Below are 26,224 nucleotides of genomic sequence, written 5' to 3' on the forward strand. Positions count from 1 at the left end.
GTTAGACCATGTCTTCCATCTGCCCGATTTGTGAGAAAGGTAGTCTCCAGTTGTCAACGGCAACTGAGGAGATGCGCTACGGGGAAGCGACCCTAAAGCTTGAGGGCTACGCTTTTTCCGTCTGCAGTGGTTGCGGCGCGGAGTCCGTTTCTCCCGAGCAAGCGAGAAGCAATGAGCTGTTGATGGCGGATGCCAAGAGGCAGCACGACGGGCTGCTGGTCAGTAGCCAGATTCGGGAATGGCGTCGTGCGCTTAACCTCACGCAAGCTCAAGCATCTGAATTGCTTGGGGGTGGAGCGAATGCCTTTTCCAAGTACGAGCGCGGGCAAGTCATACAGTCGCGGGCGATGGACTTACTCATGCGCCTCGCTTGGCACTCACATGAGGCCAGGTCACTTCTGAAGGATCGCTCTCGCCTAACGTGTGGTGCGACTTTCGTAGATGAGCAGGCGTCGAGCTGGACCAAGGCTAAGAGCCCAGTGCGACCGGTGGACATCATCGCTCGCATGGTGAATGAAAAATCGCATGAGCTGATGGCTGCGAACGAAGAGCTGCGGACTTGGCATCCTGCTCGGTGTGCCCATGCCTAAGGCGCCTGCTGCTCAGAAGATGTTCAATGCGGCAGCGCACTTCGCACTCGTCGATATTGCCTTGTGGGAATGCTCTCTCAAGAGATATCTCGATTACTTGCCGGCCGTGCACGACGGTCACGTAAACGTCTACTTTCGTGACGGTGTGCGCGCCCAAGTAGCTGAAGGCGAGACGCCCGAAGGGAGTGTAGGCAAGTTCCTTCGGGCTTTCATAACGCTCGGCATTCGGGGCGTTTATCGGCCCGACGACTCCGAACAGGCCTCAGAGTCGCGAGAGGATGTTACCGAGAACGTTCTCTTCGAGATCGAGGCTACGTTCTTGGTGCTCTACGCGATCACTAAGGAGCCTGCAGCAGAGGATCTCAAGAACTTTGCTCGACTCAACTGCATGCACAATGCTTGGCCCTTCTGGCGCCAGCACGTGTTCGACACGCTGAAGAGAGCCTCTCTACCTCAGATAACACTGCCATTCTTTCAAATGAATTGCGGTACTGGTGCAGACGAGGACTGAGTATCGCCATCGATGGTGGATCTCGCGCGACCGTATACGGCTGCCACGTAGGTACCCCGTCCGTCTCCATGGCCGAGATCAATTGACGTCAGAGCCAATGCCTCTTCATGGAAAGCGCCAGCTGCATCATGAGCTGCTAGACGGTCGCCCGCGTAGGCATACTTCAAGGCATGTCCGCAGATTTCGCCCACTGGCTTGATCTTCCGGTCCCTCTGGTTCCGATAGAACGTCATCGCTTGCTTGGGGTGGGCTTATCGGTGAGCCGGCCACCACGCTGTACAGCGACAGCGCGACCGTTCTCACCGCTTCCAAGGCAGCCACCGGATCGCAAGCCAGCTTTCGCGATCCCGCCCGCCCTTCGTGCCGGAGATGACAGACCCTCGTTGTCCTGCCCTCAGCTGCCGCTCCCAAGTGGCGAGATGCCAATGGGGCTAGAACCAGCAATGCAGGCCCACTTCAGCGGTGGGTGAGTGTCGGCCCTCTCCATCGGTCAGCTGGTGCTGCCGGTGGCCGCGTTCAGCGAGGTTGGGGCGTCTAGGGATGGGTAATTACTTGGCTCGACATGGCACTGGCTCCGGAGGCCGGTTCTGGCATCGTTGTGGACTGCACGAGGCGCAATGCCCTGGACGGTAGGTGTGCGTGGGGACGGGCAGGGAGCAGCCGCCGTTCAATGAAGCCGGCACTCGGTTTCGCGTAGCCGCTTACGGCCTATCTAGCTGCGCTCGGCTCTTCTCTATGTCGTTTACGAACGAACCGAGCACGTCTGTCACCCCAAGCTGGGTATCTGGGTGACCGCAATCTTTCCGCATCGCAAGCCACAAGCGGCCCCACCTCTTCAGCACGCCCAAGGGATCCTCTGCGTCGGTCTCGTTGAGCCGTGCATGGTTCCATGCCTTGACGACTTCGTCAGAACCGATCAGCGTTAGTCGCAAACTCCACATCCGAAACTCATTCAACGAGACAGGCTGGTCTGGCTTTCGTTTGAGCTGTGGCGGCCTTCCATCGCCAGACGTATCAATGAACTTCGACATGAAGTCGAGGAACTCGAAGTAGTGTTTCCGCTTCTGTTCCGCCAGAAGTCTTTGGTATTCACGCCTTTGCTCGATGCTGCTGCGGATTGCCCAGGCCGCCGCGCCGATAATGGCGGTCCACAACAACGATGCCTGCAGGCCTGCAAATTGAACGAGGCTCCAGATCGCCCCGATACCTGCGGCCAGTAGGATAACGCCTAGAGGGATGTAGCGATTTTTCATGGCCTAGCACCGGATGTATGCGAGCCGCGAAGTGGTTGCGGTTTGAACTATTTGTTAGGTGGCAAGCAAAGAGGCTGCCACAAATCCAATGCCAATGAAGCCACCCAGAAATGAAAGTAGCGACACGATGCCGAAGCCGATGATCGCAACGTCCGCAATGCCGGGTGCCCCCGCAACATCAACCGACGGATCACTGAATGATCGGCGCCACCGCTCTCCTAGCGCGTAGTCGCGAAGCAGCACGATGGCTACCACAACGATGGCGAGGCACATGGAAGCGATGAGTCCCCACCACGACGTTGCGAGGACAGTGGATAGTTGTTCCGATAGCTTGATCGAGCGAGAGCCCGTGAAGACGGTCACAGAGGCGGTCAGTGCGCCACCTGCGAGGAGCAGTACCACCTGCACCAAGAAATTGAGCCGATTCCTAGTGTCCATCTGATGCTGGTTGAACATTTCAATGTCGGTAGCCATTGCCTTTGTCACCCAAAGACTTGATGAGTTGATCTGGATCCGTTTATACATTGCCATCATCAACAGCAAGCCCGAGCATCTCGACGAAGGGTTCAACCCGAATCCGAGCAACCTCGCCGCGCTAGGCGCGATCTTCGACGATGAGCAGCACCCGTACTACGAGCATCGGCTGGCGGCCTGAGCTACTAGAGATTGCCTTTTTCTCGATTAGGGTTGCAGGCAACGACCTGCGGGCGCTCTGCCCAACGGCGTAGCCAGGGAGTGCCCATCAGTCGTCCCAGGTGCTATGAATCATGGTTGCTCGGATTCCGCTGGCAGGGTTGTGCCGTGCCCTAGCCGTCGCGTTAGCCGGTGCCGTATTGGTCTTCATCGGTGCCGCCGCAGCCAAGTGTCGCGACAAGGGTTAACGCCACTACGATGCAGCGCAGAGCGTTGCTCACAGACATGACATATCTCCGTGAGGGGAGGGCGGTCAAGGATGAACCTGCAAGAGCTATTAGCACGGCTGGCGGCGGCCGCAGCTTTGGGCGACCGGAAGGCCGCCTGGATGTTGGCAATCCTGAGGCGGACCGTGCACTAGACAGCCTCTGATGCTCGCGCCTCGTCTACAGGGTTTGCCGCGAGTTCTTGCGCTGCAAGGCCTCTAGCTCGGCCAACTTCGCGTCGAGCGAGGCCAGCCGGAGATAGATGTCAGCGGACTGATCAGTCCGTGCCTCCTCGACGTTGGTCAGACGCTTCCATGTATTGTCGATGGCCTTCTGCTGCGTTCGGAACTTCTCCATCGCTTGGTGCCACAGGAAGCCAACGACAAGGGTTCCGGCGCCGCCAATGCGTACGGGCAGTGACAGCTCAACGTCGGGAATAAGCGCGTCCATAGCAAACCAAATGCCGCCGGCGAGTGCCGCCAGCAGAAGGAAACCGCCGAGTTCTCCCATGATCAGGAGGGCGAACAGGACACCGAAGCCGGCCACTAGCCAAAACCGCCATTCCGAGGCGGATCCAGCGACCATGGTTGCTATCGTCACCGCGGCCAAAAGAACTGCCAGTCCTGCCGTGTAGCGCCAGTACCACGGCCAGTCGTAAATGTTAGCGAGTGAGCCGTCCTCGTCTCGCGTAATTCCCCACTTGCCTCTGGTCCCCATTTCAGCGCTCCCCTCTGTTCCCTGCAGGCCCCTTACTTGATCCTACCGATGCTTCGTTCAGCTTGGGGCGAGGCACTGCCCAGACCCTCCCCGCTGCCATGTCCTGCCTTCGTTGCCTGGCCATACTCTCTGCCACCCAGAAAACACCGCACTGCCAAACGTTGTGAGTGCCCTGCAGGTGTCTGAGTAGGCCCTCCGGCAACGCGTAACCCATTGCCCCAATCGTGGTTGGCACCGCCCCGCAGAGCGGGCAGGGCGCCCGGGGGCTGTCTAGCGGGTACCCGTCCAGTAATGGTGGCGGGATCGGGTCGCATAGCTCCACCAGCTCTTCGGCAGCCTTGTAGGACCAGCCGTATAGGTCTCGCTCTGTTTCGCAATGCACATAGCTGCTGAGAACGCGCCGGAACCGGTCTGGCATCAAATCGATGATGACCATCTGGGCACGGCTCAGGTCGCGCTCAAGTCGCTCCAGTTCCAGGTCCCGTCTGAGGATGGGATAAGAGGTGCGTCTGGCCATTGCCAAGCTCTCCGCGTCCAAGGTCGGCAGACTCCGCCCAGAGTCCGGACCGGTCAACACAGATCTCGCTAGGACGCGCCCCTACCAGAGCTGGCAAGTGAGTAGCGGAGTGAGTAGAAACGGGGCGCCGCAAGGGTTGGGGATTGACAAACAATCGTTGTACATCAAGATGGGAGTCCGGCTCCGGGCACCAGTAAAGGCATTGTTCCTCGCAAAGATCGCGCGTCCGCGCGCGCCACGTGGGTGTCGCCATTCCGCCACCCGCATGCAGGAGCGTCGAGTCCATGGCAATCAAGGTCCGCACCAGCGGCTGCCTCATCTCCATCGTGGTCTCGGTGGCCCTGACCGTCGTGTTGAACCTGATGCTGCGCGGCTGCAGTTGACCGGGGGTCTGCGGGGCAGGTCTGCCTGGCCGGGTGTCCCCTGTCTCCAGTGCTCGTATTTTCAGGGGCTGCGTCACGGTTCGATGGCGCAGGCACGGTCAGGCGGGCGCACCTGCGCGAAATCGGGCCCGCGTCTCGGTTTGCCGATGCACACGCCCGCATGGTGAGTGGGCGGGTCCCGTTCTGAGGGCCCCACAGCCGGCTTACCGCTTCCTCGCGGACCAGGGCCGGATCGTCCGGCGCCTTGCGTTGGACAGGGCAGGGAGGACCCGCCCATGCAACGTCGAACCATCCAGTTGCCCGCCCTTGTCGCCACCGTTCTCACCGCGTTGCTGTGCGCGTCGCCGTCGTGGGCGGAGCCGGCCGATGCAACGATGGCGGTTGGCCTGCGAATCGTCGCGGCCGTGGAGCCCCTGGCCCGTCCGGACCGCTCGGACACCGCCCATGCGACCGATGGCCGGCTTGCGGTGCATCGCACCCCGGAGGGACCGCACGGCCCGGGCCCGCGTGCCCACCTGGAGCGCGTGCAGGACGCCGCCGGTCGGCATATCGAGGTGGTGACGTACTGAATCGTTTGGCGCGATGCAGCTTCGTGGCGGTCGCGTGATCGGACCTGCCTGCACCGGTCGATAAAGTGACCGGATGAAAAAAACCGCCACCAGTACGTTGCACTCCGCCTTCCGTTCGGCGCCGCGTGCCGTTGCACCGCCGCCGACCCTCGCCCGCCCGCTTTCCCATGCCTGGAGACTGCTCGCCGTGTCGCTCGCATCGGCCATCGCCATGCCGGCGGCGGGCGCCACCCCGGCGTTCGAGCGCTGTGTTGACGCTTTGGGGTCGCGGGCAGCAGGCGAGGGTATCTCCGCGTCGGTCTTCGATGCCAATGTCCGTACCGTCACGCCGGATCCTTCGCTGCTGGCGTTGCTCAATTCGCAGCCCGAGTTCAGCACGCCGATCTGGGATTACCTGGCCGGCCTGGTGGACGACAAGCGCGTGGCGGATGGCCAGCGGATGCTTGCCGAACATGCCGGTGTCCTCTCCCGGGTGGAAGCGAAGTACGGGGTCGATCCGGCCACCGTGGTCGCGGTCTGGGGCGTGGAAAGCGACTACGGCGCCACGTTCGGCAAGCGTCCGTTGCTGACCTCGCTCACCACCCTGTCCTGCATGGGGCGTCGCCAGTCGTTCTTCCGTGGCGAGCTCATCGACACCCTGCGGATCATCCAGTCCGGCGACGTGGCGCCCGAACGCCTGGTGGGCTCGTGGGCGGGTGCGTTCGGGCACACCCAGTTCATGCCATCGACGTACCGAAGGATCGCGGTGGACTTCGACGGCGACGGGCGCCGCGACCTGGTGGGCAGCATCCCAGACGCGCTCGCCTCCACCGCGAACTACCTGAAGCGTTCGGGTTGGCGCAGCGGCCAGCCTTGGGGTTATGAGATCCGCCTGCCGTCGGGGTTCGACGGCCCGGCGGGACGGACCAACCGCCGTCCGTTGTCGGAATGGACGGATCGGGGCATCCGGCGCGTGGATGGCGGTGCCATCCCCGTGTCGGGCAACACCCCGGCTGCGCTGTTCCAGCCGGCGGGCGCGGCGGGGCCGTCGTTCCTGGTGTTCAAGAATTTCGACGCGATCTACAGCTACAACGCCGCCGAAAGCTATGCGCTTGCCATCGCCCATCTGTCGGACCGGCTGCGCGGCGGTGGCGGGTTCGCCAAGGGCTGGCCCACGGCCGACCCGGGGCTGTCCCGCGCCGAACGCCGCGAGGTGCAGACGCTGCTGCTCGCCCGTGGCCACGACATCGGCGAAGTGGACGGGATGCTGGGCAAGGCATCGCGCGCGGCAATCAAGCTCGAGCAGGCGCGCATGGGCATGCAACCGATCGACGGGCGCGCGGGCCAGCGCATGCTGAAGGCGCTCAGGGCATCCGGGCCAGTTCGCCTGAAGTGACCTGGATGTCCCCATGGTCGGCCAGGCCGATCAGCCCCAGTGGGCTGCACCCTGCAGTCGTGCCGTCCTGCGCGCGCGGCTATCCTGAGGCCCGAATCGGACCGGGGACCACCCACGCATGATGCGATACGCCGCCTATGCCGCCAGCGTCGTGCTGGCGATCCTCTCCATCGGCATGGCAGTGCTGGATCCGCGATGGGCGTGGGCGGTGCTGGTGTTCGGCGGGCTGGCCGCGCTGGGCACGTGGGACCTCGCGCAGAAGCGCAGCACCCTGCGCAGGGTGTATCCCTTGCTCGCGCACTTCCGCTACGGGCTGGAGTCGATCGGGCCGGAAATGCGGCAGTACTTCATCGAGTCCGATACCGCCGAGACACCGTTCTCGCGCCAGCAGCGTGCGCTGGTGTACCAGCGAGCGAAGTCGGTCAACGACACGCGCCCGTTCGGCACGCTCCATGACGTGTACAGCGTCGACTACGAGTGGATCAACCACTCCATGGCGCCCACGCCGCACGGCACCCACGACTTCCGCGTCACCATCGGCGAGGGCACCGCACAGCCGTACTCCGCCAGCGTGTTCAACATCTCGGCGATGAGCTTCGGTTCGCTGTCGGCCAATGCGATTCGTGCATTGAACAAGGGCGCAAAGCTCGGCGGCTTCTACCACGACACCGGCGAGGGCTCGATCTCCCCCTACCACCGAGAGAACGGCGGCGACCTGGTCTGGGAAATCGGTTCGGGCTATTTCGGCTGCCGTGGCGACGACGGCAGCTTCAGCGAAGAGCGTTTCGCGGCGAACGCCACCGACCCGCAGGTCAGGATGATCGAGATCAAGCTGTCGCAGGGTGCCAAGCCCGGCCACGGCGGCGTCCTGCCCGCGCCCAAGGTCACGCCGGAGATCGCGGTGACACGCGGGGTGCCGGCGTGGGTGGAGTGCGTCTCGCCGGCGCGGCACGCGGAGTTCGACACGCCCCGTGGCCTGTTGGCGTTCGTCGCGCGGTTGCGCGAGCTGTCGGGCGGCAAGCCGGTCGGCTTCAAGCTGGCGATCGGGCATCCGTGGGAATGGTTCGGCATCGCCAAGGCGATGCAGGAAACCGGACAGCTGCCGGATTTCATCGTGGTCGACGGCGCGGAGGGCGGCACGGGCGCTTCACCCGCGGAGTTCATCGACCACGTCGGCGTGCCCATGCACGAAGCGTTGATGCTGGTGCACAACACACTGGTGGGCCTGGGCCTGCGCGACCGCATCCACCTGGGCGCGGCAGGGCGCATCACCACCGCCTTCGACATCGCACGCACCATGGCGATGGGCGCGGACTGGTGCAATGCCGGGCGCGGCTACATGTTCGCGCTGGGCTGCATCCAGTCGCTCAGCTGCCACACCGATGAATGCCCGACCGGCGTGGCGACCCAGGACCCCAAGCGCTGGCGTGCGCTGGACGTGCCGGACAAGGGCGCACGGGTGCGCAACTACCACCACAACACGCTACTGGCGCTTCGCGACCTGATCTGCGCGGCGGGGCTGGAGCACCCACGGCAGATCGGGCCCGAGCACATCCTGCGCCGGGTCACGCCAACGGAAGTGCGGTCACTGGCCGCGCTGTACCGGTTCCTGGAGCCCGGAGCGCTGCTGCAGGGGGTACCCGACCACTCGGTATTCCGTTCGTTCTGGGAAAGCGCGCGCAGTGATTCATTCGCGCCGCCGCCGCAGGTCCAGCGCATGCGCGAGAGCAAGCTGGTCTGAGCGATCTGGCCCTGCCATGCCTGCACACGGCGTGCAGGGCGCGGGCGATCAGTCGAGCAGTTCGAGCACCCGCTCGGGCGGGCGTCCGATGACTGCCCGGGTCCCCCGCACCAGGACCGGTCGTTCGATCAACCGCGGATGCGCCTGCATCGCAGCCAGCAAGGCATCGTCGTCCAGCGACGGATCGGCAAGGCCCAGGTTGGAGTATTCGGTTTCGCCCGTGCGCATCAACCCACGCGGGGATATCCCCAAGGCCGAGACCAGTTCGCGCAGGTCGTCCAGCGAGGGCGGCTCGTCGAGGTAGGCGACGATGTCCGGCTCGATGCCGCGTTCCGTCAGCAGCGCCAGCGCTGCGCGCGACTTGGAACAACGCGGGTTGTGCCACAGCCGCAAGCCGGGAGGGTGGATGGTCATGGCTGGCTCCCTGGAACGACGAAGGCCGGCTTGCGCCGGCCTGGTCGGAATACATGGTGGGCGGTGCAGGGATCGAACCTGCGACCCTTGCCGTGTGAAGGCAATGCTCTACCGCTGAGCTAACCGCCCGAATTCGGGCCGCGCAGTATACAGCAGCGCCGGGGCGACAACGCAAGACGAGCGGGATGGATGCAGTCCCGGCTGCGCATTCCGGCCCGCGGCCTGAACTCACGCCGCCGCTCGCGTCGTGCCCGTCCATGCGTTCGTGTCCGGTGTTGCACCTTGCACGGATAAGCCGTCCGGTGGCCGGTTCCAATTGCGAATGGGGGATCGGGAAAATCCGGCCCGCGTGCGTCCGGCTCGTTTCACCGGTCGGACGCGGTCCGCGTCCCGATGGCGCGCGTGGATGCGGACTTCGTGCAGGGGAGCGCGATCCACCCACTGGCGCCCTGCCGCCGCACCAGGCTTGTCTGGCCACTGCCTGGCTGACGCGCGAGGTGCGCGCCACCCGGCGCAGTGGTATCGCGGGCGCCGAAACACGTGGTGCCGGTGCTGGACGCCGCATGGGCGCCCGGCCCCAGCCCCCAGCCCCCATCGACCTAGACCGTCGGCAGCACCAGCCGGACCGCACTGACCAGCGCCTCGTGCGTGGCGGGCTTGGCGACGTGGGCGTTGTAGCCTGCATCGATGGCGCGCTCGCGGTCGGCCTCCCCGGCAAACGCCGTCAGTGCAATCGCCGGCAGGCCGCGCAGTGCCGGGTTTGCATGCTCGCGCACCTGGCCGATCAGCCAGTAGCCGTCCCGACCCGGCATGCCGATGTCGCTGACCAGCACGTGCGGCTGGAAACGCTCCAGCCGCGCCAGCGCCTCGTCTGCGCTGGCCGCGCTGACCACTTCCGCGCCGTGGCTGGCGAAGACGTGGCGCAGGTACTCGCGCGCGTCGTCGTTGTCTTCCACCGACAGCACCCGCACGTCGGTGAGCGGCACCCCGGTGATACCCAGTGGCTCCTCGGGCAGCGTGCTCGACCCGGGGGTGGCGGGCGCGGTGGCGTCGCCACTGGCGGCGCGCGGCAAGGTGATGGTGAGGCAACAGCCGTGGCCGATTCCCGCGCTCTGGGCTTCGATCTCACCGCCGTGAAGCTCGACCAGTTGGCGTGCGATCGCCAGCCCCAGGCCAAGCCCGCCGTGGGGCCGGGTGACGCTGCTGTCGGCCTGCCTGAAACGGTCGAACACATATGGAAGGAAGCCCGGGTCGATGCCCGGACCGGTGTCGGACACGCTCACCAGCACATGGTCGGCGGTGGTGCGCGCCTCGATGCGTACCACGCCGCCGGCAGGGGTGAACTTGACCGCGTTCGACAGCAGGTTCCACAGCACCTGCTGCAAGCGGTGCGGGTCGGCCCGCAGCCCCAGTCCGGCCGGCACGGCGGTGGCCAGGAGGATGCGCTTGGCGTCAGCGGCGACCTGCACTGCGCCGATCGCATCGCGCACGACGTCCTCCAGAACCACCGGCTCCGGGTTCAAGCGGATCTTGCCGGAGATGATCCGGCTCATGTCCAGCAGGTCGTCGATGATGCGGGTCATGGCGCGGGCGCTGCGTTCTATGACGCGCGCGGCATCGGTGACCTGCGGATTGTCGGGGGCGATGCGTTGCAGGACCTGCGCCCAGCCGGTGATCGGTGTCATCGGCGTGCGCAGTTCGTGCGACACGGTGGCGAGGAACTCGTCCTTGAGGCGGCTGGCCGCGAGCGCCTGCTGGCGGGATTCGCGAAGGTCGCGGTCCTGTCGCTGGATCTCGCCGAGCATCTGGTTGAACGTCTCGGTGAAGCGCGCTACCTCGTCGTTGCCCTTGACCTCGGCGCGCAACGAGTAGTCGCGGGTACGCGAGACCTGGTGGGCGGTCTGGTCCAGCCACTCGAGCCGGCGCACCAGCAGGCGCGCGCCCTTGCGTGCGGCCAGCGCGCTCAGCAGCAACGCCACCACGCAGGTGCCTGCGGCCCACAGCAGGTTGCGCAGCAGCAGTTGGCGCAGGCCGGCCAGGTCATAGACCACCTGCAGGGTGCCCAGCTGGTCCTGGCGTTCGCCTACCGGCAGGCTGACCACGAACACGCCCAACGCACCGTTTTCCCCCGCTGGCGTATCGAGAGGCAGGCGCTCGGCGAAGCCTTCGCGGGTGAAGCGGGCGAACACCGCGCCGCTGGTGTCGAACAGCGTCGCCGAGGAGACGTCCGGCAGCGCGCTGAAGCCGTTCACCACCTCGCGCCCGGTGTCGACGTCGCCGAAGGCCAGCGGCGCGGCGGCGTTGATCGTCGCCAGCCGGCCCTGGGTGCGTAGTGCCTGGAACGCGGTGTCGCGCACCTGCACGTGGTTGGCAGCGGCAAGGGCGGCTGACACCAGCAGGATCACCGTGGCGCTGGTCAGCAACACCAGCAGGGTGATCCGGTCGGCCAGCGAGCCTTCGCGCGCCGGGGTGGGGGTCACTGCCGGCGGCCCTGTGGCGTCGCCAGCTTGAGGACCTTCGCGCTGACGCTCAGGCCACTGGCCTGGATGGCTGCGACGTTGGCGGTGAATCCCATCCGGCGGCCCGATCGGGACAGGCCGAGCATGCCGCCGTGCCGGGTGAAGTCGTGGCCCGCACCCACGGTCAGCACGCTGGCACCATCGATGCGCGGCAGCAGCTGTTGGGGCGTGATCGACGTCGAGCCGTGCACGAACACCACGTGGCTTCGCCGCAGCACCTCTGTGGCATCGGCCTGGCGGAGGCTGGTGACTTGTTGCACGCGGATGCGCCGGCCCTGGATCTCGCCGGCGGCGTTGGCGACCTCGCGCACCGCGTCCACCACCTCGCTGTCGCCCAGCACCGTCAGCACGTAAGGCGAATCGGGCGAGGGGAAGCGCGGCGGGGGCCACTGGGTGAAGCGCACGAAGTTCACCAGGAAGGCAGCCTCCAGCTGCACTTCCGCACTGTCCGTCGGCTGGGCGTCCACGCGGCCGGCGAAGGCCAGGCCCAGCATCAGTGAGGCCGCTCCCAGACGCGCGCGGCCCAGGCGCGAAGCGGCGGCGCGTGCGCCCGCGGCATGTGCCGGACGGGGGGCTGCGCGGGTGAAGCGGAAGAGGTCAATCATCGAAGCCCACCGTGACCTGTGCGAAGAGACCGCGCGGCACCTGCGCGCCGCTGCCTTCCGAGTGCCCGGAGTCGAGCAGGTTCTGTCCCCACAACGACACCGAGGTGTTCTGCCAGGGTCGCCAGCTCAGCCCGATATCCAGCCGCGTGTAGTCCTGTACGTCCCGGAACGGCACCTCGTCGACGTAGTACGCGGCGACGTTGAGTTCCATCGTGTCGGCGATGTCCAGGTAGGAGCGCAGCTGGGCCTGCTGCCGGGGAGTTGCGGTTTCATCGAAGGCCAGCACCGGTCCCCTGATGTCGGTATTGAGCCGGCTGTAGGAGGCTTCCATCCGCCAGCGATCGGTCCACCGCGCCGAGACGCTGATGTCGCCGCCCCACGTCGTGCCGCTGGCCTGGTCCGAGAACGCACCGATGATCGCGGGTGGCACGCCCAGCAACTGGCGGTAATCGTTGTAGAAGACCGAGGTATCCAGCGCGACGCGTGGAGAGAGCTGGATGCGGTGGCCCAGCTCGTAGGCGACCAGCTTCTCGGCCGGCAGCCGCTCGTCGCCGGCGAGGCCCAGCGGCACGATAACGCCGCTTGCCTGGCCGGTGGTCAGCAGGCCCAGGTCGGCGTAGGAAAACACCAGCAGGCCGTCTTCCTCGAACCGCGAAGGCACGCGCACGGGTCTCGATACCGCCGCCCACACGGTCTGTTTGGTCGACGGGGTCCACCAGGCGCGCACGCTGGGCTGGAACTGCAGGCCGACGAACTCGTGGTCGGTCAACTTGGAGCCGACCATCAGGAACAACGTGTCCTCGACCAGCTCGGAAGTGTTCTGGGCGAACACGTTGAGCGTGGACCAGGAGCGCGATCGCGGATCGAACAGCAGCGTGGTCCCGGGCGTGGTGTCGTCACGCGTCCAGTTCCAGTTGCCGCCCCAGATCAGTTGCTGGCGTTCGCCCCAGGGCGTCCACTGGCGGTACTCGAGATTGGAGTTCACCCGCTCCACGCCGAACCGGATGTTGCTGCGCTCGCTCTGGTCGGCGTAGGCCATCAACGACCAGCCGGCCTCGCTGGAGGGCGCATGGCCGACGCGCGCCATGAGATGCGCACCGTTGACCGTATCCTGCCCGCTGACGACCTGGAACTGGTTGTGCTCGCCCGGTACCGGCACGCGGACGGTGAAGTCGGCGGTGGGGTGGCCGTAGGCCTCGGCCTGTACGGAGGCATCCACGTCCTCTCGGACCTGGCCGTCCCAGCGCACGCCGGCGCGCACGGTCGACCATCCATCGTCGATGCCGACACCCGCAGCGTCCTTGAACTCGTCCTGCGACGCGTAACTGGCCCACAGCCGTACCGCGGAGTTCTCGCCGGTCGGGGCGCCATGGCGAAGCAGGGCGCGCCGCTCGCCCTGGGTACCGGCGCCGGCCTGCAGCAGCGTACCCAGGGTGGTCCGGGCGTCCTTGGTGATGACGTTGACCACGCCATTCATGGCGTTGACGCCCCACAGCGTCGCGCCGGGGCCGCTGATGACCTCGATCCGGTCGACGTCGGCCAGCGGTATGTCCACTGCGTCCCAGAACGTTCCCGACGTCAGCGGGTCGTGAACCAATCGGCCGTCGATCAGCACCAGGTATCGGTTGGCGGTCAGCGACGACCCGGTGAGGCCGCGCGTGCCAACCGTCCAGCTGCTGGCGTTGACACGCGCCACGTACATGCCCGGCACCAAGCGCAGTGCCTCGGGAAGGGTGCGGTGGCCGGAGCGGCGGATGTCCTCGCCGGTCAGCACGGTCATCGCCGCGGCGGTGGTGAACTGGGAGGCGGCGGTGCCGGCCAGGCTCGTCACTTCCGTCTGCAGCAACTCTTCCAGGCTCATGTTCGCCAGGCGGACCACGTCCTGGCTGGCCACGGCCGCGGCGGTGGCCGGCCCGGAAATGGCACAGCCAAGGGCCGCCGCGAGGGCGGTGTGCTTGAGAAGGGTCCCCGACATGCAGCGTGCCTTGCGAGCGAAACGATCGCGGAGTATGGCCCGTGCGCTCCCGGGCAACCAGCCAAGCGGTTCGCTGTTTTCCCGGTCCGTTCACACGCAATGCACGCCGTCCCGTCCGTAGGCGCCCTGTACGGTGCCAGCCGCCGATGGAGCGCAGGGCGAAGCGTCAGAGCGAAGCGGGGCGCATCGGATCCACCCGCCACGCCCGTTCAGCGGGCGGTGTAGCCACCGTCGATCACCAGTTCCGATCCGGTGACGAAACGCGACTCGTCGGAAGCCAGGTACACCACCCCCCATGCGATGTCGTCCGGGTCACCCACGCGCCCCAGGGGATGCAGCTGGGCGAGGTCGGACTTGCCCTGCTCCATGTCCGCCTGGCCGCTGTCGCGAAGGTGCTGTTCGACCAGCGGCGTCCATATGAAACCCGGGTGGATCGAACTGACCCGGATCCCATCGGGCGCGAACAGCAACGCATCGGTCTTGGTCATCAGCCGCACCGCACCCTTCGATGCGTGGTAGGGCGGCAGGTCCGGCGCGCCGACCAGCCCGTAGATCGACGACAGGTTGACGATGCTCCCGCCTCCGGCCCGGCGCAGGTGCGCTATCGCATGCTTGGTGCAGAAGAACACGCCCTTGACGTTGATGCGCTGCACGTGGTCCCACTCGGCCTCGGTGACCTGGTCGGTCGGCTTGTTGGCCCCGGCGACGCCGGCGTTGTTGACTACCACGTCGATTCCGCCCAATGCCTCGGCGATGCCGGACCAGGCCCGCTCGACCTGCGCTTCGTCGCCCACGTCAACGTGCCAGTAGCGCGCCGTCATGCCGCGGGCCACCAGCTGGGCGGCCAGCGACTCGCCGGGGCCGTCCTGCACATCCACAATCGCCACCCGGGCGCCTTCCTGTGCCAGCTTTTCAACGCATGCCTTGCCGATGCCGACGGCACCGCCGGTGACGATGCAGGACTTGTCCTGGACACGATTCATGTTGTTCTCCGGGGTTGGGGTGGGCAGCGGGGGTGCCGAGGCTACGACGGCGCGCGGCAACGGAACTTCGATGCGACAGGGGCCGGATGTATCAATCCGTCGCGGGTCGAGGCCTCGCGGGTGGGCGTGGCACGCTGGGTACGCCCATCAGGTCGACCCGGTCGCGGAACTCCGGCACCGATGCCGGCCAGCCGAGTTCGCGTTCCACGCGCTGGCGCAGTGCGTCGGCGGCGTCGGGTTCGCCGTGGCTCAGCAACACGCCGCGGGGCTGTCGCGGGGCGGCGTCGAGCCAGGCGATGAGTTCGTCGGCGTCGGCGTGGGCCGAACCGGTGTCGAGCTGGAACACCTCCGCGCGAACGTCCAGGTCCACACCGTACACCCGGAGCCGGCGCTCGCCACGCGCCAGTGCCGCGCCTCGCGTGCCTCCGGCCTGGTAGCCGCACAGCACGATGGCGTTGCGCGGGTCGCCGGCGAACGCCAGCAGGTGGTGCAGCACGCGTCCGCCGCTGAGCATGCCGCTGGCCGAGACGATCACCTTGGGGCCCTTGCGTGCATTCAGCGCCTTGGATTCCTCCACGCTGGACACCGTGCGCACCAGTCGGTCCATGCGGTCCAGTGCCGTCGCGTCGAGTCGATGTCCACCGAGGTGGTCGCGGTACAGCGCGGTTACGCGCGCGGCCATCGGACTGTTGAGGTAGAGGGGCACCGGCGGCAGCTCGCCGTCGTCGACCAGGCCGCAGACGACATGCAACAGTGCCTGCGCGCGTCCCACCGCGAACGCGGGGATCACCACGGTGCCACCGCGGGCCACCACCTTGGCCAGGATCGGCTTGAGCTCGGCACGCAGCGAGCCGGGCAGGTGCCGACGGTCGCCGTAGGTCGACTCGCAGACGATCCAGTCGCTGTCGGCGGGCGGCTCTGGCGCCGGCATCACCGGGTCATCCGGGCGGCCGACGTCGCCGCTGAAAGTGACGCGCATGCCTCCGTGTTCCAGCGTGACCGCGCCCGCGCCCAGGATGTGGCCCTGGGGGCGCAACATCCCCACCAAACCCGGCGCCGCAGCGAAATGCGCTCCGAACTCCACCACCTTCAGTTGTCGCAGCGCCAGCGCCGCGTCGCGTTCGTCGTACAGCGGTTTGGCCGGATGGTGCTTTGACGAGCCGACGCGGTTGGCATGGCTGGCCTCTTCCTCCAGAAGGCGGGCGGAGTCGGGCAGCATGATCCCGCAGAGATCACGGGTGGCGCGGCTGCACCACACCGGGCCGGAGAAGCCTTCCGCTACCAGCCGCGGCAGGTAGCCGGCGTGGTCGAGGTGGGCATGGGTCAGCACCACCGCGTCGATGCTGTCGGGTTCGATGGGGAAGGGCGCCCAGTTCTTCAGCCGTAGCGGCTTGTAGCCCTGGAACAGGCCGCAGTCGACCAGCACGCGGCTCTGCGGCGTCTCCACCAGGTAGCGCGAGCCGGTGACGGTGCCCGCCGCACCCAGGAAGGTCAGCGCGAAACCACTGTCGGGACCGGCCCCGGTCACCGTGCCGTCCCGATGCAACGGCGCGCGTGGCGGCGGGCGTACGGACTTGCGCGATGCGCTTGCATTGATGCGGACTCCTCCACGGGGTGGGGCCATGGGACGCCTATCCGGGGACGCGTGCCTTGATCGGGATCAAACCGGGAGGATTGCGGGTTGCCGCTCGCCACCCCCCGGCGAGGAGCGGCGGTCGGGACCGGTAGCACCGTCGCGCTGCTCCTATTCATTCCCGGTCCTCACGCGAGCACTGCAAAAGTAAATACATGTTTTCACGAAACATTATCAGCCATGTCGTTACGATGTACTGGCTTTGAGATGTACGGGCGTCGATTGGAAACGCATGCACGAATACAGGATCCAACTATTTGTAGACTCTGCGCCGGCCGGCCCACGCACTGGTCGGGTCCATGCCGGCCAGACAGGTGCCTGGAAGCGAAGGCACGACGTATCGAACTGATCTTCCGGAATGATCCAGGCCATGCGCACATGCGAGTATTTGCGCGAGAATCTCATAAGTATTGAATGATTTGATTATGAATATTGAATCAATTCTTGAATTATCCTGCTATCGCAATAATTAAAGAGCGTGCGATGTCTGGATAACCAAAAAAACCATTTCGATGAGCTGCCAGAGAAATACCGCAGCCCGTCGACCAGCGGCCCCAAGGGATCCACCGGATCCCGGGCCAAGCAACCGCCACTCCCGGGGCGTATCGACAACCCGGGCTCATCGCCGATGAGGGCGGCACTGCCACCTCCCGCCTGCCGCGGGATCACCGGTACCGGCGCCCCGAGTCAGTGGGTCCGCACACCGGTTTGGTGCTTGATCCGCGGCACCCAACAGGAGAACCATTCCATGGATACCCCAACCCAGAACATTTCGGGCGCCAACAAGGGCAGCCCACCGTCCCATCGCGGCACGCGAGGCGACAGCCCCCGGCCACGTACAGGGGACGAGAACCTGAAGAACAAGGCCGGTGCGCTGGCCGGAGAAGCCGAGGCCGAAGCCCGGGCGAATGTCGACGAGGCGCGCAGCACTGCCGCGGGCAAGGTCGACACGCTGGCAGACAGTGCCAAGGCCGCTGCCGCCGAGCTCAAGGGCGATGACATGGGCCACCTGTCGGATTACGTGTCCGAACTCGCGCAGAACCTGGGCCAGCTGTCCACCAACATGCGTGAGAAGACCGGCGATGACCTGCTGCACGAAGTCAGCCGGCTGGCACGCGACAACCCGGCGCTGTTCGTGACCGGCAGCATCGCGATCGGCTTTGGTCTTTCGCGCTTCGCCAAGGCCTCCACGCCGTCGCGGGAGAGCACGTCCGACAGCGGACGCGATTCGTCGCTTGGCCGCCGACACTCGGCCTCCAACCCCGCCACGCAGGGTTCGGTCGGTAGCGGATATTCCGCCGCCACCGGGTCGGGCACTACGCCGCCCTACGGCGCGCAGCCCGCGACCCGTATGTCCACGCCCTCCAGCAACGGCAGCAACCCCAGCAGCCAGCCGCAAACGGGGGTGCGCTCATGAACGCCCGGATGAAAGCCCATAGCGATGGCACGTACGTGCATACCGACATCCCCCGCAGGACGCCCGGGGATTCCGAACCGGAGCAGAACCAGGACGCGTCGATCGGCAGCCTGCTGAAGGAGTTGGCACACGAGGTGCCTTCGCTCCTCAACAAGGAGGTCGCGCTGGCCAAGAGCGAAGCGCGCGAAAGCCTGGATGCGACCAAGCGCGGCGTGGCCGCGGTCTCCGTGGGCGGCGCCGTCGCCCTGGGTGGCTTCATCGTCCTGTTGCTGGCGGCGGTGTACGCGCTGGGCAACGTGGTCGCACCGTGGCTGGCCGCGCTGATCGTCGGTGGCATCACGTTGGCCGTTGGCCTGGCGATGGTGGATGCCGGCAGGAGGAAATTCGACGCGCAGGCCCTGAAGCCCGATCGCACGATGGATGCCCTGCACAAGGACAAGAACGCTCTCCAAGGGAGGACGGAATGAACAACCAGGACAACACCACCAACAGCAACTACCAGACATCCGGCCGAACCTCGCCGTCTGCCACCCAGGCGCAGCTGGAGCGCGATATCAATCTTCAGCGAGACCACATCGGTGGCCTGCTGGACGCGCTTGAAAGCAAGCTCTCGCCGGGCGAAATGTTCGACCGCGTGCTCGGCTACGGCAAGGGCGGCGGGCGTGAGTTCGCCAGCAACCTCGGCGACACCGTGAAGGCCAACCCGCTTCCCACGCTGATGACCGCCGCCGGCCTGATGTGGCTGTATGCCAACAAGGACGACACCCCTCGCACGCGGTACCCGGGCAGCACCGGCTATGAGGCCAGCGGCTACGCCGATGCCGGCGATTACGAGGACGACGACGGGGGCATCCGCCAGCGTGCCCGCGAGGCCCGTGACGGCATGTCCGGGAAAATGGGCCACGCCAAGGACCGCGTCGGCGACGCCGCGCACGGTGCAATGGACACCGCCCGCCAGCGCGCCCGCCAGGCCAATGACGGCTTCCACCACATGCTCGAAGACAACCCGATGGCAGTGGGCGCGATGGGCATCGCGGTCGGCGCAATGCTGGGGGCGATGCTGCCCTCGACGCGCAAGGAAGACGAGCTGCTGGGCGAGACCAGCGACGACCTCAAGGACGACGCCAGGTCTCTGGCCAAGCGCGGTTACGACCGCGCCGCCGAAGCCGGCCGCCAAGTCAGCACCCCTAGGGAGTCCGGCAGAAACGAGCAACGTGCGCCGCACTGATCACCAGCTGTGACGCACCCCCCCCACGCCCGCCCCCGCGGGAACCGAAGGAGTACGACATGGACAAGAATCGAACCGAAGGTGCAAAGCACGAAGTCAGCGGCGCGGTGAAGGAAGGCGTCGGAAAGGCCACCGGCGACCGCTCCAAGGAAGCCGCCGGCAACATCGAGAAGAACGCCGGCAAGATGCAACGCGAAGTCGGCAAGGCCGCCGACGAGGTGCGCGACAACAAGCACCGCGACTGATTGCCCGCAACGCCGGCCCGTTGACTGACGGGTGGCACGCGCCCGGTACGCACCCCTGGTTTCAGGTGGAGCGGCCGGGCGTTTTCATGCGTGGGCTCCGGCCGGGCTCCCGTGGGGCTTTCGTGGGGCGCCGTGGCCACGTCCTTCCACGGACCCGCTGCTGTGGCATCCTCGGAGCCCGCGGCCCGCGTAGCCCGGCTTCTCGCAGCGTAAGGGTTCGGGGAGGTGGAACGGACACGTGGGACGGGGCGCCCGGGTGCGTTGCGTTACGCGGTGCGAAGTGGGCGGTCTGCACATCGAGGCCATCCAACCGACCCCTGCCCGGGGGGCCACCTAGCCGGCTGCGAAGGATCCAGATGACCGACAGGGAAACGTCCACGCACCAGAACGCGGCCGAATTCGCGTGGCAGGACGACGATGTGTTCGGCCGGATCGCGTCCCGATACGACACCTTGTGCGACGTTTTCAGCCTTGGTCTCCACAGGCTGTGGAAGCGGCGGGTGGCCCGGTGCATCGCCCGCGAGGACTGGAACACCCTGCTTGATGGGGCAACCGGAACCGGCGACATCATTCTCCGGTTGTTGCCCGCCACCTCGGCCCAGGGGCGCACGATCATCGCGTCGGATATCAGTCCCCGGATGCTGGCCATCGCGGCACAACGGTTGCGCCCCTCGACCGCCGTGAGTCTCCGCCAGCTCGATATGGAGCGCATGCCCTCCATTGCCAACGGCAGCGTCGATGCCTACTCGATCTCCCTTGGCCTGAAGATCTGCGACCGTCAGCTGGCGATGCAGGAGGCGTTCCGCGTCCTCAGGCCCGGGGGGCGGCTGATCGTGCTGGAGGCCTCCAACATCCGGTGGCGCTGGCTGCACCGCGCGTACCTGGCCTACATGGGCGTGTGCATGCCCCTTCTCGGCTGGCTCGCCACGGGCGGAGACGCATCGGCCTACCGCTACCTGCTGCAAGGGGTGCGTGACTTTCCGGGCGCCGAAGCGCTTGCCCGCGAACTCGCCGGACACGGGTACGTGGACGTGTCTTTCGAACGCCTCTCGCTCGGCATCGTGGCGATCCACACCGCGCGCAAGCCCGCGGAACGTGCCGATGGAGTTGGCCGTGCCGGCGAACCAGGGGAAATGGCAGTGGCCCCGCGCGGGCGCCCGTTGGACGTGCCGTCCGGCCTCGGGCCAGGGCGAAGCGTCAGAATCGACCCTCACGATCAGTGCGAACCGGAGCCCTGCCTTGACCGACCGCCGCGCCTCCCGCACCTGTGGAAAGCTCACCGCCCGCACGCGGGGTGAGCCGCTCCGGGTTTCGGTCTGCCATTGCCTGGCCTGCCGGGAGCTGACGCGTAGCGTGTTCGCGGCCCAGGGACGGTTCCCTCGGGTGGCTGTGACACTCGACGGGACCAGCCGCGAGTTCGCGCAGACCGGTGACGAAGGCACCACGGCGCGGTTGCACTTCTGCCCGGACTGCGGCGACACGGTCTACTACCTGTCAGGCAGCATTGAAACTTCCGACCTGCCCCCATCTATTCTTCCGGATCCATGTTCAAGGGCTTGAAAATGCTCTCTTCTCTCACTCTCCGCGCTCTTGCACTCGCTCTGCTACTCAGCACCGCCGCAGGAACGGGCGCGCACGAAAGTAGCGCGTACGTCCAGGACTTGCAGGACTCACTCGTCGCGTTCTCCGCATCGGACTTCGAAGCCCACGGCCCGCGTCCGGACAGCTTTCGAAACGTCGACCTCCGCTACCGTGAAAATGACCATGGCGCTCGCAGTTACATGCTCTGCGGACAGGTGCGTATGGGTGCTGGTGCCAAGGCGGATTGGGCTGACTTCGCCACCATCAAGACAGACCCCTACGAGCAGTGGGTCGGCGGCTCGGCCACCGACATGTGCGCCCGGGCAGTCCCAGTCTCACCCAGTGGCAACGACCTTTCCCGCGAGCTTCAAATGAAACTTCCCGGCAACTCCTCCGCAAGCAAGTCGTAGAGGGCGGGCACCCGGACTGTGGCCTAACAATTCGTTCAAGCCGCACCCGCTTCGTTACTTGGCTCAAAGGTGTTGTTGCTCCATTGCCACAACACACCGATTCGCAGGTTGCGGATCGGCTTAACTCAGGCGAAGGACGCGGTGCCCGACGCGGTGGCGATCCCGGTCGGGAACCTTGCCGACCCCACGTTCCCGCCGACGCGGGTGGTGGTGTACGAATCCCCTCAGCACCCGTGGGTGCGCGTGTCGGGTGCTCTGGAGCGCTACGACTGAGGACGCCGTTCGGGCTTACGCATCTGCAATCCAAGGGAGGGGTGGCATGGACGTTCGAGTGGTGATCTCGCTGGCATGCGCGCTGGTGGCCCTGCTCAGCGTGCCGCTGATCCTGCGGCGGGTGCCGCGCAACGTGTTCTACGGGTTGCGCACGCGCAAGACGCTGTCGAGCGACGCCATCTGGTACCCGGCCAATGTTTTTGCCGGGCAGGCGCTGGCGTTGGCCTCGGTGGCGGCTGCGGGCCTGGTCTGGCTGGTGCCGCCGGGCGCGCCGGAGTGGGTACCGGCCTTGCCGGTGGTGGCGGCGGTGCTGGCCGCGCTGGTCGCCAGCCTGTGGCACCTGCGTCGGTACTGACGCCGTTGTGATATCCGGCGCCTCCGTCCGAATCATGCGGCTAGAGGGCGCCGTTGCGCCACCACCGGACGAGACATGGAGATTGCCGCCCACATGAAGGATGCCACCGCGCGCGGGCAGTTCGAGGCGCTGCTTGGGCGTCACCGCGGCCTGGTGTTCAAGGTCGCCCACAGCTACAGCCGTGACGCAGAGGACCGCGCCGACCTGGCGCAGGAGATCGCCGCCCAGCTGTGGCGCGCCTGGCCGTCGTACGATCCGCGGCGGCCGCTGGCGACCTGGATGTATCGCATTGCGTTGAACGTGGGCATTTCCCACCTGCGTGGACGCAGCCGCCACGACGCCCACCACGTGCCGCTGGATGAAGACCACCATGGCATCGCGGGCGGGCAGGGCGCGGAAGAGGGCCTGCAACTGCAGGCCCTGCAACGGCTGATCGCCGGATTCGATCCGCTCAACCGCGCCCTGCTCCTGCTGTACCTGGACGAACGCAGCCACCGCGAGATCGCCGAGATCCTCGGCCTGACAGAAACCAACGTCGCCACCCGCATCGGCCGCCTGAAGCAGCGGCTGCGCGAGCGCCTGTGCCCGAAGGAGGGCTGACATGAACGCCGATATCGAACTGATCGAACTGCGCCGCAGCTGGCAGGCACTGGAACGCAGGCTGGAGGCGCAGCAGGCCTTGAACACCGAACTGGCGACACAGACACGCGTCGACAAGGCCAAGGCCCGGCTGCGCCCGCTGCTGGTGGGCCAGGTGATACAGGCCGCCGTCGGCATCGCCTGCACGGTGTTCTTCGCCCGATTCTGGTTGGCACACCTGGACGCGCCCGCGGCGCTGCTGTCGGGCGTGCTGATGCACGCCTGGAGCGTGGCGCTGGTGGTGTCGGCGGCCACAGAACTGCTGCTGGTGATGCGCATCAACTACGCCCAGCCGGTGCTGGCCATCCAGAAGTACCTGGGCGTGCTGCAGTACTGGCGCACGCGAATGGCACCGCTGCTGGGGCTGGCGTTCTGGGTGCTGTGGCTGCCGCTGGTGGCGGTACTGCTGAAGCATTTCACCGGGGCCGACGTTTCCGGGTGGTTCCTGTGGGCGAACATTGCCGTCGGGGTGGTCGGATTGGTCGGCACGCTATGGGGCGTGCGCCACCTGCGCCGCCGCGGGCACCGATTTGCCGATGCCATCGACGCCGACAACGCCGGCTGCGGGGTACGCAGTGCGCAGGCCTTGCTGGCCGATATCCGCCGCTTCGAGGCGGAGTAGGCTCCGCTTGGCCCCCGGTGCCTCAGTCGCTTGCGCATGCTCACCGGATCCTCAGGCGGCCCTCATGCCGCTCACGCGCCGCGCCTCTACCGTGCAGGCCACTTCCAGGCGGGGCGGCACACATGGCGACGAATCCTACGGGTGGCAAGGGCAATGGGCGGCGCGGCAACCGCCTGCGAGGGGCGATCTGGGGCACGGCCGCCGGCCTGCTGCTGTTGCCGGCGGTGGCGATGCAGTTCGATGGCAGCGGCGTGGACTGGGACGCCGCGGACTTCATCGTCATGGGTGCAATGCTGGCTGCGGCCTGCGGCACCTACGAGCTGGCGGCGCGGATGTCCGGCAACCGGGCCTACCGCGCCGCGGTGGGCGTGTCGGTAGTGGCGGCGTTCCTGATGGCGTGGGTGAGCCTGGCGGTGGGCATCATCGGGTCCGAGGACAATCCGCTCAACCTGATGTACGTGGGCGTGTACGCGGTCGGCTTCATCGGTGCGCTGGTGGCCCGCTACCGCGCCCGGGGAATGGCGGTCACGCTGCTGGCCACTGCGGCCGCACAGGGGCTGGTGGCGGTGGTGGCGATCACGGCCGGCCTGCTGGGCGGGCATGGCTGGATCGAGGCGCTACGGCAACTGGCGCTCAACGGCTTCTTCGCCACGCTGTGGCTGGTGTCCGCATTCCTGTTCCACGTGGCCGCGCGCGAGCGTGCGTGATGGGGCAGGGCAGAAGGGGCCGCGCGGTAGGATGCGGGTCACTTCCCACGTGACGACCCGTCCTCCGTGAGCGCCAGCGACGACATCCCCCCGCCACTGGCCACGCCCACCCGCGTGCGCTTCGAAGGCTTCGTCCTGGACACCGCCAATCGCAGCCTGGGCCGCGACGGCGTGCCGGTCGCGCTCAACGCGCGCTATTTCGATGCATTGGTGTTGCTGGTGCGCGAGCACGGGCAGCTGGTCGGCAAGCAGCGCTTCTTCGACGAGGTCTGGGCGGGCAGCGTGGTGACCGACGCCGCGTTGACCCAGTGCATCAAGGAGATCCGGCGCCTGCTGGGCGACGACGCCGGACGCCCGCGGTTCGTACGGACGGTGGCCGGACATGGGTACGTGTTCATCGCGCAGGTGCATGACGACACCGAATCGGTGGGCGTGCCAACTGACGCACCGGCGCCGGTGGAAGCCGGATCAAGCGTCGGGAAGCCGCCGACCGATTCCGACGAACCCCTGCAGCCGGCGCTGGCGCGCGTGATGCGCGACGGCGCCGCGGCCACGGCCGGCGGAGCAGCAGCGGGACTGCTGGGCGGGCTGCTGTACGGCTCGGCGTTGGCGGTAGCCCCGCAGTCGCAGGGGCTCGGCACGCTGTCGATCCTGATGGTGCTGCTGGCGCTCAGCCTGGCAGTGGGGATGGCCGGCGCCATGGGGGTGGGAGTGGGCATGGCCGCCGGCCGGCTGCGGGGCTCGGCGGCCGGGATGCTGGCCGGCGGGGCCGTGGGTGGCCTGGTGGTAGGTGGGCTGGTGAGGCTGCTGGGGTCGGACACCTTCACCCTGCTGGTGGGGCGCGCGCCCACCGGCATCACCGGTGGGCTGGAAGGCGCGGTGATCGGGTTCGCGCTTGCGGTCGGTGTATTTCTCGGAGGGGGGCTGGAGCAGCCCCGGGGCTGGCGACCGGCATGGTCTGCGGCGCTATCCACCGGCATCGCCGGTGCCCTGGTCACGCTCGCCGGTGGCAGCCTGATGGCCACCAGCCTGATGCGCGTGGCCGCCACCTTCGATGAAACCCGGCTCGACATGGCGCCGCTGGGCGCACTTTTGGGCGAGCCGCAACTCGGCATGGCCGCCCAGGCCGCGTTGGGCCTGCTGGAAGGCGGGATCTTCGGTGGTTGCGTTGCGGCAGCGATGTTGCTGGCACGCGGGCAAGGGGCGTCCGGGATGCAGGACCCGCAGGGGGTTCGAAGGCACCCGCGATAACGGGGCCCGGCCATTGCCCTGAATGTGCCCGGGACGGAAGCTGGACGCCGTCGTCGAGCGTACTTTTTCAACCCGGCCCACGGCGAAGATTGATGGACCGACATCCAATGTGGAGCTCGCCTTGAAGGTCCTGGATTTCCCCGGTTCCCGTCGGAAGTCGTCGCCGCCTCTACCGGCGCGGTTGGGTGAGCGCGTCCGCCTGCACCTGGCGGCGCAGCTGGGCGAGCAGTTCGATGTGACGGTGGTCGATCCGCTCGACTACCCGTCCCGACGTATTCAAACCGGCGTTCGCGCACGCACCGCGGACCCCGCCGGAAGCGCTTGCCGGACTCGAGGCATTGATCAGGCAGGCGGGGGCGCACGTGATGGTCAGTCCCGAGTACAACCATTCGATGAGCCCGGCGTCGTCGGACCTGCTCAACCACTTCCCCGGCTCGGCGTTCGCATTCAAGCCCAGCCTGATCGCGACCTATTCGAGCGGCCAGTGGGGCGGCACCCGGGCGGCGGTCAACATGCGGACCTTTCCTGTCGCAACTTGGATGCCTGCCGGTTTCGGCGATGCTCCATTGCCCGAGTGCCGACCGGGTGTTCGAGGCAGATGGCCGGCTGTGCGCCGACCAGGACCCGGACGAACGGACCCGGTACGTCGGCCGCGGAATCGGGCAGTTGCACTGGTGGGCGGATGCGGCCGACCGGCAGCGCGCGCTCCTGGATTCCACCGAGCTGTCTTCCGCTTTCACGAGGACGCAGGCCGAGCGGGATTCGCCCGCTGCATGACCGGCCAACCGGCCGACTGACGTTGTTGTTCCCGG

At 66.8% G+C, this 26,224-nt stretch carries 30 protein-coding genes, 1 tRNA gene and 1 pseudogene; 20 read left to right on the top strand and 12 right to left on the bottom strand.

What is annotated here, in order from left to right:
* Positions 1–8: 8 nt before the first annotated feature.
* Together ACJQWL_RS01280 and ACJQWL_RS01285 are read left to right on the top strand one after the other, a co-directional pair.
* Positions 9–590: a type II toxin-antitoxin system MqsA family antitoxin gene (locus ACJQWL_RS01280; RefSeq protein WP_330967925.1), complete on the top strand. Its 582-nt coding sequence runs from the start codon at positions 9–11 to the stop codon at positions 588–590.
* The gene (locus ACJQWL_RS01285; protein ID WP_330967924.1) at positions 583–1,101 is read left to right on the top strand and encodes a hypothetical protein; all 519 of its coding nucleotides are present in this window, start codon (positions 583–585) and stop codon (positions 1,099–1,101) included. The genes ACJQWL_RS01280 and ACJQWL_RS01285 overlap by 8 nt, the downstream gene beginning before the upstream one ends.
* A gap of 299 nt (positions 1,102–1,400) precedes the next feature.
* Here the strand turns inward: ACJQWL_RS01285 and ACJQWL_RS01290 are convergent.
* The 3 genes and pseudogenes from ACJQWL_RS01290 to ACJQWL_RS01300 form a co-directional block, all read right to left on the bottom strand.
* Positions 1,401–1,508: pseudogene (locus tag ACJQWL_RS01290) on the bottom strand (hypothetical protein); the annotation flags it as partial.
* 294 nt (positions 1,509–1,802) lie between these two features.
* Entirely contained in the window at positions 1,803–2,354 is a 552-nt protein-coding gene (locus ACJQWL_RS01295) for a hypothetical protein (protein ID WP_330967923.1), read from the bottom strand.
* Positions 2,355–2,408: 54 nt separating this feature from the next.
* A complete protein-coding gene (locus tag ACJQWL_RS01300; RefSeq protein WP_330967922.1) occupies positions 2,409–2,828 on the bottom strand; it encodes a hypothetical protein in 420 nt (139 codons plus the stop codon).
* Between ACJQWL_RS01300 and ACJQWL_RS01305 the strand changes: the two genes are divergently transcribed.
* Entirely contained in the window at positions 2,815–3,009 is a 195-nt protein-coding gene (locus ACJQWL_RS01305) for a hypothetical protein (RefSeq protein ID WP_330968010.1), read from the top strand. The genes ACJQWL_RS01300 and ACJQWL_RS01305 overlap by 14 nt on opposite strands.
* Positions 3,010–3,433: 424 nt before the next feature.
* Here ACJQWL_RS01305 and ACJQWL_RS01310 read toward each other — a convergent pair whose 3' ends face one another.
* On the bottom strand, positions 3,434–3,970 hold the full coding sequence (locus ACJQWL_RS01310; protein WP_330967921.1) for a hypothetical protein: 537 nt from the start codon (positions 3,968–3,970) through the stop codon (positions 3,434–3,436).
* A gap of 1,175 nt (positions 3,971–5,145) precedes the next feature.
* On the opposite strand from ACJQWL_RS01310, the gene ACJQWL_RS01315 reads away from it, so the two are divergent.
* The 3 genes from ACJQWL_RS01315 to ACJQWL_RS01325 all read left to right on the top strand — a co-directional run bounded on the left by ACJQWL_RS01315 (position 5,146) and on the right by ACJQWL_RS01325 (position 8,555).
* Positions 5,146–5,439, top strand: a complete 294-nt coding sequence (locus ACJQWL_RS01315; RefSeq protein WP_330967920.1) for a hypothetical protein — start codon at positions 5,146–5,148, stop codon at positions 5,437–5,439.
* 211 nt (positions 5,440–5,650) lie between these two features.
* A complete protein-coding gene (locus tag ACJQWL_RS01320) occupies positions 5,651–6,814 on the top strand; it encodes a lytic murein transglycosylase (RefSeq protein ID WP_330968004.1) in 1,164 nt (387 codons plus the stop codon).
* A gap of 118 nt (positions 6,815–6,932) precedes the next feature.
* Positions 6,933–8,555, top strand: coding sequence for an FMN-binding glutamate synthase family protein (locus ACJQWL_RS01325; protein WP_330967919.1), 1,623 nt, complete (start codon positions 6,933–6,935; stop codon positions 8,553–8,555).
* A gap of 48 nt (positions 8,556–8,603) precedes the next feature.
* Here ACJQWL_RS01325 and arsC read toward each other — a convergent pair whose 3' ends face one another.
* From arsC to ACJQWL_RS01360, 7 genes are all read right to left on the bottom strand, one after another.
* Positions 8,604–8,969 carry an arsenate reductase (glutaredoxin) gene (arsC, locus tag ACJQWL_RS01330; protein ID WP_330967918.1) on the bottom strand — a complete coding sequence of 122 codons (366 nt, stop codon included), beginning with the start codon at positions 8,967–8,969 and terminating at the stop codon, positions 8,604–8,606.
* A 54-nt stretch (positions 8,970–9,023) separates the two neighbouring features.
* Positions 9,024–9,098, bottom strand: a tRNA-Val gene (locus tag ACJQWL_RS01335).
* Between the two features lie 470 nt (positions 9,099–9,568).
* Positions 9,569–11,449 (bottom strand): ATP-binding protein, encoded by a 1,881-nt coding sequence (locus ACJQWL_RS01340; protein WP_330967917.1) that lies wholly within the window; start codon positions 11,447–11,449, stop codon positions 9,569–9,571.
* The gene (locus ACJQWL_RS01345; protein WP_330967916.1) at positions 11,446–12,093 is read right to left on the bottom strand and encodes a YfiR family protein; all 648 of its coding nucleotides are present in this window, start codon (positions 12,091–12,093) and stop codon (positions 11,446–11,448) included. Before ACJQWL_RS01345 ends, ACJQWL_RS01340 begins: the two co-directional genes overlap by 4 nt.
* Complete coding sequence (locus tag ACJQWL_RS01350; protein ID WP_330967915.1) at positions 12,086–14,068, bottom strand: TonB-dependent receptor plug domain-containing protein; 1,983 nt, start codon at positions 14,066–14,068, stop codon at positions 12,086–12,088. Before ACJQWL_RS01350 ends, ACJQWL_RS01345 begins: the two co-directional genes overlap by 8 nt.
* Before the next feature lie 209 nt (positions 14,069–14,277).
* The gene (locus ACJQWL_RS01355) at positions 14,278–15,051 is read right to left on the bottom strand and encodes an SDR family NAD(P)-dependent oxidoreductase (RefSeq protein WP_330967914.1); all 774 of its coding nucleotides are present in this window, start codon (positions 15,049–15,051) and stop codon (positions 14,278–14,280) included.
* Positions 15,052–15,142: 91 nt separating this feature from the next.
* Positions 15,143–16,675, bottom strand: coding sequence for an MBL fold metallo-hydrolase (locus ACJQWL_RS01360; protein ID WP_330967913.1), 1,533 nt, complete (start codon positions 16,673–16,675; stop codon positions 15,143–15,145).
* A 757-nt stretch (positions 16,676–17,432) separates the two neighbouring features.
* On the opposite strand from ACJQWL_RS01360, the gene ACJQWL_RS01365 reads away from it, so the two are divergent.
* From ACJQWL_RS01365 to ACJQWL_RS01425, 13 genes are all read left to right on the top strand, one after another.
* The gene (locus tag ACJQWL_RS01365; RefSeq protein WP_330967912.1) at positions 17,433–18,101 is read left to right on the top strand and encodes a hypothetical protein; all 669 of its coding nucleotides are present in this window, start codon (positions 17,433–17,435) and stop codon (positions 18,099–18,101) included.
* Between the two features lie 8 nt (positions 18,102–18,109).
* The gene (locus ACJQWL_RS01370) at positions 18,110–18,568 is read left to right on the top strand and encodes a phage holin family protein (protein ID WP_330967911.1); all 459 of its coding nucleotides are present in this window, start codon (positions 18,110–18,112) and stop codon (positions 18,566–18,568) included.
* The gene (locus ACJQWL_RS01375; RefSeq protein ID WP_330967910.1) at positions 18,565–19,329 is read left to right on the top strand and encodes a DUF3618 domain-containing protein; all 765 of its coding nucleotides are present in this window, start codon (positions 18,565–18,567) and stop codon (positions 19,327–19,329) included. The genes ACJQWL_RS01370 and ACJQWL_RS01375 overlap by 4 nt, the downstream gene beginning before the upstream one ends.
* Positions 19,330–19,388: 59 nt before the next feature.
* The gene (locus tag ACJQWL_RS01380) at positions 19,389–19,574 is read left to right on the top strand and encodes a CsbD family protein (RefSeq protein WP_330967909.1); all 186 of its coding nucleotides are present in this window, start codon (positions 19,389–19,391) and stop codon (positions 19,572–19,574) included.
* Between the two features lie 356 nt (positions 19,575–19,930).
* A complete protein-coding gene (locus ACJQWL_RS01385; RefSeq protein ID WP_330967908.1) occupies positions 19,931–20,872 on the top strand; it encodes a ubiquinone/menaquinone biosynthesis methyltransferase in 942 nt (313 codons plus the stop codon).
* Entirely contained in the window at positions 20,814–21,134 is a 321-nt protein-coding gene (locus tag ACJQWL_RS01390; protein WP_330967907.1) for a GFA family protein, read from the top strand. Before ACJQWL_RS01385 ends, ACJQWL_RS01390 begins: the two co-directional genes overlap by 59 nt.
* Positions 21,119–21,565, top strand: a complete 447-nt coding sequence (locus ACJQWL_RS01395) for a hypothetical protein (protein ID WP_330967906.1) — start codon at positions 21,119–21,121, stop codon at positions 21,563–21,565. The genes ACJQWL_RS01390 and ACJQWL_RS01395 overlap by 16 nt, the downstream gene beginning before the upstream one ends.
* 141 nt (positions 21,566–21,706) lie before the next feature.
* Positions 21,707–21,838, top strand: a complete 132-nt coding sequence (locus ACJQWL_RS01400) for a hypothetical protein (protein ID WP_330967905.1) — start codon at positions 21,707–21,709, stop codon at positions 21,836–21,838.
* A 46-nt stretch (positions 21,839–21,884) separates the two neighbouring features.
* Complete coding sequence (locus ACJQWL_RS01405) at positions 21,885–22,193, top strand: SdpI family protein (RefSeq protein ID WP_330967904.1); 309 nt, start codon at positions 21,885–21,887, stop codon at positions 22,191–22,193.
* A gap of 75 nt (positions 22,194–22,268) precedes the next feature.
* Complete coding sequence (locus tag ACJQWL_RS01410; protein WP_330967903.1) at positions 22,269–22,793, top strand: RNA polymerase sigma factor; 525 nt, start codon at positions 22,269–22,271, stop codon at positions 22,791–22,793.
* 1 nt (position 22,794) lies between these two features.
* Positions 22,795–23,454 carry a hypothetical protein gene (locus ACJQWL_RS01415; RefSeq protein WP_330967902.1) on the top strand — a complete coding sequence of 220 codons (660 nt, stop codon included), beginning with the start codon at positions 22,795–22,797 and terminating at the stop codon, positions 23,452–23,454.
* Positions 23,455–23,576: 122 nt separating this feature from the next.
* Positions 23,577–24,161, top strand: coding sequence for a hypothetical protein (locus ACJQWL_RS01420; RefSeq protein WP_330967901.1), 585 nt, complete (start codon positions 23,577–23,579; stop codon positions 24,159–24,161).
* Positions 24,162–24,227: 66 nt separating this feature from the next.
* Entirely contained in the window at positions 24,228–25,412 is a 1,185-nt protein-coding gene (locus tag ACJQWL_RS01425) for a winged helix-turn-helix domain-containing protein (protein WP_330967900.1), read from the top strand.
* Positions 25,413–25,581: 169 nt separating this feature from the next.
* Here the strand turns inward: ACJQWL_RS01425 and ACJQWL_RS01430 are convergent, their stop codons facing one another.
* Positions 25,582–25,863 carry a hypothetical protein gene (locus tag ACJQWL_RS01430; protein WP_330967899.1) on the bottom strand — a complete coding sequence of 94 codons (282 nt, stop codon included), beginning with the start codon at positions 25,861–25,863 and terminating at the stop codon, positions 25,582–25,584.
* Here ACJQWL_RS01430 and ACJQWL_RS01435 point away from each other — a divergent pair.
* Positions 25,775–26,209: an NADPH-dependent FMN reductase gene (locus ACJQWL_RS01435; protein WP_411300672.1), complete on the top strand. Its 435-nt coding sequence runs from the start codon at positions 25,775–25,777 to the stop codon at positions 26,207–26,209. The genes ACJQWL_RS01430 and ACJQWL_RS01435 overlap by 89 nt on opposite strands.
* The last annotated feature ends 15 nt before the right edge of the window (positions 26,210–26,224 follow it).

Origin of the sequence: Novilysobacter viscosus (genome assembly GCF_046600715.1) — a bacterium.
GTDB classification, from domain to species: Bacteria; Pseudomonadota; Gammaproteobacteria; order Xanthomonadales; family Xanthomonadaceae; genus Lysobacter_C; species Lysobacter_C viscosus.